Genomic DNA, 8,782 nt, shown 5'->3' with positions numbered 1-8,782 from the left:
AGCCACCCGGTAAAGTGCCGCTCCCCCCGCAATGCCCGAGGCAACCCCCATGACCCAGACCTTTGAAGTCGCCGTGATCGGCGCCACCGGCACCGTCGGTGAAACCCTGGTGCAGATTCTCGAAGAACTGGCGTTTCCGGTGGGCACCTTGTATCTGCTGGCGGGCAGCAACTCCGCCGGGGCCTCGGTGCCGTTTCGTGGCAAGAACGTGCGGGTCAGAGAGGTAGACGAGTTCGATTTCAGCAAAGCGCACCTGGCGTTTTTCGCCGCCGGCCCGGCCGTGACCATGAGCTTCGCTGCGCGCGCCACCGCCGCGGGTTGCTCGGTGATCGACCTGTCGGGCGCGTTGCCCGCCGAGCAGGCGCCGCAGGTGGTGCCTGAGGCCAATGCCCATCTGCTCGATGGACTGGGCAAACCGTTCCTGCTGAGCAGCCCGAGCCCATCCGCCACATACCTGGCGGTGGCCCTGGCGCCGTTGCGTGGCTTGCTGGATATCCAGCGGGTTAACGTCACAGCTAATCTGGCGGTGTCGGCACAGGGGCGCGAAGCCGTCAGTGAACTGGCCCGGCAAACCGCCGAATTGCTGAATGCGCGGCCATTGGAGCCAAAGTTTTTCGATCGCCAGATGGCCTTTAACCTCTTGGCGCAAGTCGGCACGCCAGATGCTCAAGGTCATACCGCCCTGGAAAAGCGCCTGGTACACGAACTGCGCGCCGTGCTGGATTTACCATTGCTAAAGATTTCCGCAACCTGCGTTCAAGCCCCGGTGTTTTTTGGCGATAGCCTGACTGTCTCGCTGCAATTGGGGGCGCCGGTCGATCTCGCTGCGGTGAATCGCATTCTCGATACCTCGCCTGGGATAGAGCTTGTAGAGGAGGGCGATTATCCAACGGCAGTCGGCGATGCGGTGGGCCAGGATGTGGTCTATGTCGGGCGTGTGCGTGCCGGTGTGGATGACCCGGCGGAACTAAATCTGTGGCTGACGTCAGATAACGTACGCAAAGGCGCGGCGCTCAACGCCGTGCAGCTGGCGCAGTTGTTGATAAAAGGCCTTGTGTAAAAGATACTTGGCGGCAATTTGTAGATTGATTCTAACCAGGCGCTATGCTTGGCCCCAAGCAGGAACAATTGCGTGTCGGTGACCTATCGGCTCGCCATGCCTTTTATGGCAGCGGTTACCAACCTTCTCGCAGGCCGGGGAGCGTTCAAACAAAGGATGAGGCTATGGTTCAAGTTCGCAAACTGGTGTTAGCAATAGCGGCCGCCTCGGCGCTGTCCTCCGGTATGGCGCAGGCGCTCCAGTTGGGGGAAATGACCCTCAAGTCGAAGCTGAACCAGCCCTTGTCGGTGGAAATCGAATTGCTCGATGTCGGCGGCCTCACGGCGTCCGAGATCACGCCGAGCCTGGCGTCGTCACAGGCGTTTGTGGATGCCGGCGTCGATCGTCAGGCGTTTCTCGATGACCTGACGTTCACCCCGGTGGTCAATCCCAATGGTCGCAGTGTGGTGCGCGTCACCTCCAGCAAGCCATTGCCCGATTCCTACATCCGTTTCCTGTTGCAGGTGCAATGGCCCAATGGCCGTTTGATGCGTGACTACAGCGTGCTGCTTGACCCGGCCAAGTTCGATCAGCCGGCCGCCACCACCGCAGCCCCGGCGCCGCGCCTGAGTGCGCCGGCCGTGAGCAAGCCCGCCCAGCACACCACCACCTCCCGCGATACCCTGTGGGAAATTGCCGAAAAGCATCGCAATGGCGCTTCGGTCCAACAGACTATGCTGGCTATCCAGGCACTTAATCCGAGCGCGTTCGTCGACGGCAATATCAACCGGCTGAAAACCGGCCAGGTGCTGCGCCTGCCGGACACGGTCCAAAGCACTGCACTGCCGCAACCCCAGGCGATCGCCGAAGTCAGGGCGCAGAACGAGGCCTGGCGTCAGGGCCGTCGCACGGCGGCCAACCAGGCCGCCGGCAAGCAGCAGCTGGACGCCACCAAACGCACCCAGACGGGCAATGCCCCGGCGACCACCAATGCCAAGGACAACCTGAGCCTGGTCTCTGCCGAAGCGGCCAAGAAAGGCGGCAAGGGTAAGGCTGGCGACAGCCAGGCCCTGAGCGACAAGTTGGCGATGACCCAGGAGCAATTGGACACCACGCGCCGCGACAACGAAGAGCTGAAAAGCCGCGCCGCCGACCTGCAAAGCCAACTGGACAAGCTGCAAAAGCTGATTCAACTGAAGAACGATCAGTTGGCTCGCCTCCAAGCTGAAAAAGCGGACCCTGCCGCCGCAGCGCCGGCGATGTCGGCCCAACTAGCCGCCGACCCCGCTGCCACCCCGGCTGCTCCTGCTGCATCGACCACACCGACTACACCGACTACACCGACTACACCGACTACACCGACTACACCGACTACACCGACCCCAGTGGCCCCGGTGTCTGAACCGATCAAGACGGATGCGGCACCGGCCGCCACCGAAGGCAAGTTCAATGAGCTGCTGACCAACCCGATCGTCCTGGGTGTGGTCGGCGGTGCCGCGGCCTTGATTGCACTGCTGCTTTTGCTACTGGTATTGCGCCATCGCAATGCTCGCCGCGAAGAAGAAAAGCACCTGCGCATGGCGCGAGCCCTGGCCGAAGAACCGGAATTCACCTCCAATATCGACCAGGACCTGCCGCCGGACAGTTTTGAAGGCCTGGAGGTGCCACCACCGAACGTCAAACTGGCTGCTGCGCCCGCGCCTGCTGCGGTGAGCGCGCCGGTGGTGGCACCGTCGGTTGCGTCCGTGCTGTCGCCCCTGGCCGCGGCGGTCGCGCCGCAAAACGCCAATGACGCCTTGGCGTTGGCTCAGTCCCATATTGATCGCGGCCTGCTCAATCAGGCCGCCGATGTACTGGAGCAGGCGATCAAGCATGAGCCCAAGCGCAGCGATCTGCGCCTGAAGCTGATGGAGGTCTACGGCCTGCAAAACGACAAAGACGGCTTCGTCACCCAAGAGCGTCAACTGGTGGCCAACGGTGAAAACCACGCCCATGTCGAGCAGCTCAAGGCGCGCTTCCCGGCGATGGCTGTGCTGGCCGCGGGGGTCAGCGCCGCGGTGGCCGCCGCTGCCCTTGACGCTCAGTACGTCAAGGAGTTGCTGGAAGATAAGCCCGCGCAGCAGCCGGAAGCGTTCGATACGGATTTCGATCTGAGCCTGGACGAGCTGGAGTCGGCATCCCCGGCCGAACTCAAGGACGATCAGCAGACCTTCGAATCCCTGCTCAAGGAGCAAACCCAAGCCCAGGCCGCCCCGGATGAGCTGGCGGATTTCGACTTGCAGCTGGACGCGCCAGCGTCGGCGCAGTCGGACGACGATTTCCTTTCGGGTCTGGAAAGCGAGATGAAGGACGTGCCGGCCGTAGAGCCGCCAACGTTGACGCCTGCGGCCCTGGACGACTTCGACCTGCCGGAGGACTTCGACTTGTCCTTGGCGGACGAACCCGAGGCAGCGGCCAAGCCGGATGCGTTCGCCTCGGAGCTGAACGACGTCAACGCTGAGTTGGATCGCCTGTCCCAGAGCCTTGAGCACCCGTCCTTCACGGCGCAGGACGCCGCGCTGGGTGATGATGAGCCAGAGTTTGACTTCCTCTCCGGCACCGATGAAGTGGCGACCAAGCTCGACCTGGCCCAGGCCTATATCGACATGGGCGATGCGGATGGTGCGCGGGACATCCTTTCCGAAGTGCTCACCGAGGGCGACGAGGTGCAGCGCGGCGAGGCCAAAGAGATGCTCGGCCGGCTGGCTTGATGACGGGCCATTGACGCAGCGGCGGCCTTCGGGTCGCCGTTTTGCTTTGCAGCCCACCAAACACATGGCGTATGTGGCGTGCGGCCTTATAATGGCCGCCTTTGCGCAACTCATCAGGCTCTCAGTTCTTGGCAAATATAGATAACGCGGCCGCCGAAATGGCGGCCGCAGGCTTTTACCGCATCGCCTTGGGCGTTGAATACAAAGGTTCGCGCTATCGCGGCTGGCAGCGCCAGGCGTCCGGCGTGCCGACGGTGCAGGAAACCCTGGAGAATGCGCTGTCCAAAGTCGCCGACTCGGCGGTGTCGCTGATGTGCGCCGGGCGCACCGATGCCGGCGTCCACGCTTGCGGCCAGGTGGTGCATTTCGATACCCAGGCCGAGCGCTCAATGAAGGCGTGGGTCATGGGCGCTAATATCAATTTGCCCCATGACGTCAGCGTCAGCTGGGCCAAAGTGATGCCCGCGCATTTTCACGCGCGTTTCAAAGCCATCGCCCGGCGCTACCGTTACGTGATCTACAACGATCAGATCCGTCCGGCCCACCTCAATGAAGAGATCACCTGGAACCACCGCCCGCTGGACGCCGAACGCATGGCCGAGGCGGCACAACATTTGGTTGGCGTGCATGACTTCAGTGCGTTTCGTGCCGGCCAGTGCCAGGCCAAGTCGCCGATCAAGGAAGTTCATCACCTGCGTGTGACCCGTCACGGCAAGATGATTGTGTTGGATATCCGTGCCGGTGCGTTCCTGCACCATATGGTGCGCAATATCGCTGGCGTGTTGATGACCATCGGCGCCGGCGAGCGTCCGGTGGAATGGGCCAAGGAAGTGCTGGAAAGCCGCATCCGGCGTACCGGGGGTGTGACGGCGCACCCGTTCGGGCTGTATCTGGTGCAAGTGGAGTACCGGGACGAATTCGAGCTGCCGGAGCGTTTTATCGGGCCACACTTCCTGACCGGCTTCAGCGAACTTGGCGGCTGACGCCCGGAAAAGCTTTTGTTACCATCCGGGACTTTCGCGGTCCAACCCCGAGGTTTCTACGACATGTCAGCCGTTCGCAGCAAGATTTGCGGGATTACCCGCATAGAAGACGCGCTGGCAGCCGTCGAGGCGGGGGCGGATGCCATCGGCCTGGTGTTTTATGCCAAAAGCCCGCGGTCGGTGAATGTGTTGCAGGCGCGGGCCATCATTGCCGCCTTGCCGCCGTTCGTGACCACCGTGGGATTGTTCGTCAACGCCAGCCGTTGCGAACTCAACGAAACCTTGGATGCCGTGGCGCTGGACATGCTGCAATTCCATGGCGACGAGACCCCCGAAGAATGTGAAAGCTATCAGCGGCCTTACATCAAGGCGCTGCGAGTCAAGGCCGGCGATGACATCGCCAGTGCCTGCGCCGCCTATGCCGGTGCGCGGGGCATATTGCTGGACACCTACGTCGAAGGTATTCCGGGCGGCACGGGCGAGGCGTTCGATTGGTCGCTGATTCCGCAAGGGCTATGCAAACCGATCATCCTGGCCGGCGGGCTTACCCCAGCGAATGTCGGTGCGGCCATCCAGCAAGTCAGGCCCTATGCGGTAGATGTCAGCGGTGGGGTGGAGCAGGCCAAAGGCATCAAGGATCACAGCAAGATTCGCGCGTTCATGCAGGCCGTGCGCGACAGCAATGGCGGGATGTGACGGCTGGCAGTCTGCCGCCGTCCATAACTACCACTGTGTAAAACAGCCCGACGCCGCCTGTGGGTGGCTCGGAAACGAAGTGGCAACCTTGCGTTGGCAGGTTGTCTGGAAGGCTGAGGGCACTGGCTGGAAATGGCAGGTCGAACGTCTGACCCCGTCCAGTCTGTGTCATCGCCACATATGAATTTAGCTCAAGGGCATACGCGGGGCTGAGTTCAAGCCACCGGTACTGGAGAAAGAAAGCATGAGCAACTGGTTAGTAGACAAACTGATCCCTTCGATCATGCGTTCCGAGGTGAAGAAAAGCTCGGTTCCTGAAGGTCTGTGGCACAAGTGCCCATCCTGCGACGCGGTGCTGTACCGCCCCGAGCTGGAAAAGACCCTGGACGTTTGCCCCAAGTGCAACCACCACATGCGTATTGGCGCCCGCGCCCGCATCGACATTTTCCTCGACGCCGATGGCCGTAATGAGTTGGGCGCCGACCTGGAACCGGTCGACCGCCTCAAGTTCCGCGACGGCAAGAAGTACAAGGACCGTCTGACCGCCGCACAAAAGCAGACCGGCGAGAAAGACGCGCTGATTTCCGTCAGCGGTAAGCTGCTGGGCATGCCGGTCGTCGTGTCGGCGTTCGAATTCTCCTTCATGGGCGGTTCCATGGGCGCCATCGTTGGTGAGCGCTTCGTACGCGCCGCCAACTATGCGCTGGAAAACCGTTGCCCGATGATCTGTTTCGCCGCCTCCGGTGGTGCGCGTATGCAGGAAGCCCTTATCTCCCTGATGCAAATGGCCAAGACCTCCGCAGTGCTGGCGCGTCTGCGCGAAGAAGGCATCCCGTTTATCTCCGTGCTGACCGACCCTGTCTACGGCGGCGTTTCCGCCAGCCTGGCGATGCTGGGTGATGTGATCGTCGGCGAGCCAAAAGCCCTGATCGGCTTTGCCGGCCCGCGCGTGATCGAGCAGACCGTGCGCGAAAAGCTGCCCGAAGGTTTCCAGCGCAGCGAGTTCCTGCTGGAGCACGGAGCCATCGACATGATCATTCCGCGCGGCGAACTGCGTCCGCGCCTGGGTAACCTGCTGGCGCAAATGATGGGCTTGCCTACGCCGGTATACGTTGCGCCCAAGGTCGAGCCGATCGTGGTGCCGCCGGTGCCTGCAAACCTATGACCCAACGAACCCTGGGCGAATGGCTCGCCTACCTTGAGCAGTTGCATCCTTCCGCCATCGACATGGGCCTGGAGCGCTCGCAACAGGTAGCGGCCCGCCTCGGGTTGGGCCGGCCGGCACCGCGCGTAATCACGGTGACCGGCACCAACGGCAAGGGCTCTACCTGTGCCTTTGTCGCCGCGTTGCTGCAGGCCCAAGGCCTGAAGGTGGGCGTGTACAGCTCGCCGCACCTGCTGCGCTACAACGAGCGGGTGCAGATCAATGGCGTCGAAGCCACCGATGCGCAGCTGTGCGACGCCTTCGCCGCGCTTGATGCCGGGCGTGGCGATATTTCCCTGACTTACTTCGAAATGGGCACTCTGGCGGCGTTCTGGCTGTTCGAGCGTGCGCAGCTGGATGTGGTGGTGCTGGAAGTGGGCCTGGGCGGGCGCCTGGACACGGTTAACGTGGTGGATGCCGACCTGGCGCTGGTCACCAGTATTGGCGTGGATCACGCCGATTATCTGGGCGACACACGGGAATCCGTGGCGTTCGAGAAGGCCGGAATCTTCCGCCAGGGCAAGCCTGCGCTGTGCGGCGATCTTGACCCGCCGCAGCCATTGCTGGACAAAGCGCGCACGCTGGATTGCCCGTTTTTCCTGCGAGGCCGTGAATTCAAACTTGAGATTGGCGAGCGGCACTGGCAATGGCAGGGGCGTGATGCGCGTGGACAGGTCGTGACGCTGGGTGACCTGCCGCTGTTGAATCTGCCGATGGAAAACGCTGCGCTGGCGCTGCAAGCCTATCTGCTAATGGATCTGCCGTGGAATGCCGAGCAGATTGCTGCGACCTTGTTGTCGACCCGGGTGACCGGGCGCCTGGATCGTCGTGTGGTCCAATGGCAAGGCAAGCGCTTGAATCTGCTGCTGGACGTGGGGCATAACCCCCACGCCGCCGACTACCTGGCGCGCCGCTTGGCGCGCACGCCGCCGGTCGGGCGACGTCTTGCGGTCTTCGGGTTGCTGGCCGACAAGGATCTTGATGGGGTGATTGCGCCTCTACTGAGCAGCGTCCAGGCGTGGGCGGTAGCACCGTTGGATACGCCGCGCAGTCGTCCGGCCGCGGAATTGGCGGCGGCGCTACAGAACCTTGGTGCACCGGTGACGTCGTATACAAGCGTCATCGCAGCCCTTGAGGCGCAGTGTGCGGTGGCAATGCCCGAGGACGAGATTCTGTTGTTCGGATCATTTTATTGTGTTGCCGAGGCGCTTGAGTGGTTGGCCCGGCGCTCCACGGAGGAAGCTGCACATGGCATTACTGGATAGCGCTTACAAGCAGCGGATGGTCGGCGCGCTGGTGCTGGTGGCGTTGGCCGTGATTTTCCTGCCGATGCTGTTTTCCCGCCAGGACGAACAGCGCCAGGTGGTGGTCGAGGCCCCGGCTGCGCCTCAGGCGCCGGCAGTGCCGCAGGTACAGGTTGAGCCGGTGGTGGTGCCTGAGCCGCAAGCTTTGCCGGAAGAAGAACCTGTGCCAAGCGAGGAAGACCTGGCGACGCAACAGGCGCCGTCGATGCCGGTGCAGCCAAGCGTGCCGGTGGTCAAGCCTGTTCCGGCACCTGCGCCAGCGACCGCAGCTGCCAAGCCTGCGGCGCCCGCGCCGGCACCCAAGCCGGTGGCGCCACAGCCCGCCGCCCCGGGCAAGCCGGACGTGGGGCAGAGCCGTATCGATGCCAATGGTCTGTCGATCAGCTGGTCAATCCAGGTGGCCAGCCTGGGCAATCGCGACGGTGCCGACGCCTTGCAGAAAAAGCTGCGGGCTCAAGGGTACAACGCCTATATCCGCAGTGCTGACGGCAAGAATCGGGTATTTATCGGGCCGTTAATCGAGCGTGCCGAAGCCGATCGTTTGCGCGATTTGCTCGATCGTCAACAGGGTCTGAAAGGTTTTGTGACCCGTTTCCAGCCTGAGCGTGGCTGATTCAAGCCGACCAATCGGTCTGAGTGTGGGAGGGGGGAATCTGATGGCGGTGTAGCAGTCGACGAATGACTGGCCCGCTATCGGAGGCAAGCCTCCTCCCACATTGGTTTGTCATGGGCGTCGCAAACCATTGATTTGCTAAGCAGCTGCAATCACCGCTTACCGACAGCCTGACGCTCTGCTAAAATGCGCC

7 protein-coding genes are annotated in these 8,782 nt (G+C 62.5%); all 7 read left to right on the top strand.

The window, feature by feature from the left end; genetic code table 11:
- Positions 1–49: 49 nt before the first annotated feature.
- The 7 genes from YA0848_RS32565 to YA0848_RS32535 all read left to right on the top strand — a co-directional run bounded on the left by YA0848_RS32565 (position 50) and on the right by YA0848_RS32535 (position 8,589).
- Positions 50–1,060, top strand: a complete 1,011-nt coding sequence (locus YA0848_RS32565) for an aspartate-semialdehyde dehydrogenase (protein WP_034114434.1) — start codon at positions 50–52, stop codon at positions 1,058–1,060.
- 164 nt (positions 1,061–1,224) lie between these two features.
- Entirely contained in the window at positions 1,225–3,789 is a 2,565-nt protein-coding gene (locus YA0848_RS32560; protein WP_198712547.1) for a FimV family protein, read from the top strand.
- Positions 3,790–3,947: 158 nt separating this feature from the next.
- Positions 3,948–4,772: a tRNA pseudouridine(38-40) synthase TruA gene (gene truA / locus YA0848_RS32555; protein ID WP_034099162.1), complete on the top strand. Its 825-nt coding sequence runs from the start codon at positions 3,948–3,950 to the stop codon at positions 4,770–4,772.
- Between the two features lie 63 nt (positions 4,773–4,835).
- Positions 4,836–5,468, top strand: a complete 633-nt coding sequence (locus tag YA0848_RS32550; RefSeq protein WP_034099160.1) for a phosphoribosylanthranilate isomerase — start codon at positions 4,836–4,838, stop codon at positions 5,466–5,468.
- A 244-nt stretch (positions 5,469–5,712) separates the two neighbouring features.
- On the top strand, positions 5,713–6,633 hold the full coding sequence (gene accD / locus YA0848_RS32545; RefSeq protein WP_034099158.1) for an acetyl-CoA carboxylase, carboxyltransferase subunit beta: 921 nt from the start codon (positions 5,713–5,715) through the stop codon (positions 6,631–6,633).
- A complete protein-coding gene (folC, locus tag YA0848_RS32540) occupies positions 6,630–7,937 on the top strand; it encodes a bifunctional tetrahydrofolate synthase/dihydrofolate synthase (protein WP_169869008.1) in 1,308 nt (435 codons plus the stop codon). Before accD ends, folC begins: the two co-directional genes overlap by 4 nt.
- Entirely contained in the window at positions 7,921–8,589 is a 669-nt protein-coding gene (locus YA0848_RS32535; protein WP_034099155.1) for an SPOR domain-containing protein, read from the top strand. The genes folC and YA0848_RS32535 overlap by 17 nt, the downstream gene beginning before the upstream one ends.
- Positions 8,590–8,782 lie beyond the last annotated feature (193 nt).

Origin of the sequence: Pseudomonas sp. S4_EA_1b (assembly GCF_016307435.1) — a bacterium.
Taxonomy (GTDB): Bacteria; Pseudomonadota; Gammaproteobacteria; order Pseudomonadales; family Pseudomonadaceae; genus Aquipseudomonas; species Aquipseudomonas rhodesiae.
The sequence above is the reverse complement of the archived record's forward strand: the minus strand, read 5'-3'. Positions and strand labels throughout refer to the sequence as shown.

What these genes read in the sequence shown, in the direction of transcription:
- YA0848_RS32535 (WP_034099155.1), top strand. Translation starts at nt 7,921, where the DNA reads ATGGCATTACTGGATAGCGCTTACAAGCAGCGGATGGTCGGCGCGCTG.
- truA (WP_034099162.1), top strand. Translation starts at nt 3,948, where the DNA reads ATGGCGGCCGCAGGCTTTTACCGCATCGCCTTGGGCGTTGAATACAAA.
- YA0848_RS32560 (WP_198712547.1), top strand. Translation starts at nt 1,225, where the DNA reads ATGGTTCAAGTTCGCAAACTGGTGTTAGCAATAGCGGCCGCCTCGGCG.
- accD (WP_034099158.1), top strand. Translation starts at nt 5,713, where the DNA reads ATGAGCAACTGGTTAGTAGACAAACTGATCCCTTCGATCATGCGTTCC.
- folC (WP_169869008.1), top strand. Translation starts at nt 6,630, where the DNA reads ATGACCCAACGAACCCTGGGCGAATGGCTCGCCTACCTTGAGCAGTTG.
- YA0848_RS32550 (WP_034099160.1), top strand. Translation starts at nt 4,836, where the DNA reads ATGTCAGCCGTTCGCAGCAAGATTTGCGGGATTACCCGCATAGAAGAC.
- YA0848_RS32565 (WP_034114434.1), top strand. Translation starts at nt 50, where the DNA reads ATGACCCAGACCTTTGAAGTCGCCGTGATCGGCGCCACCGGCACCGTC.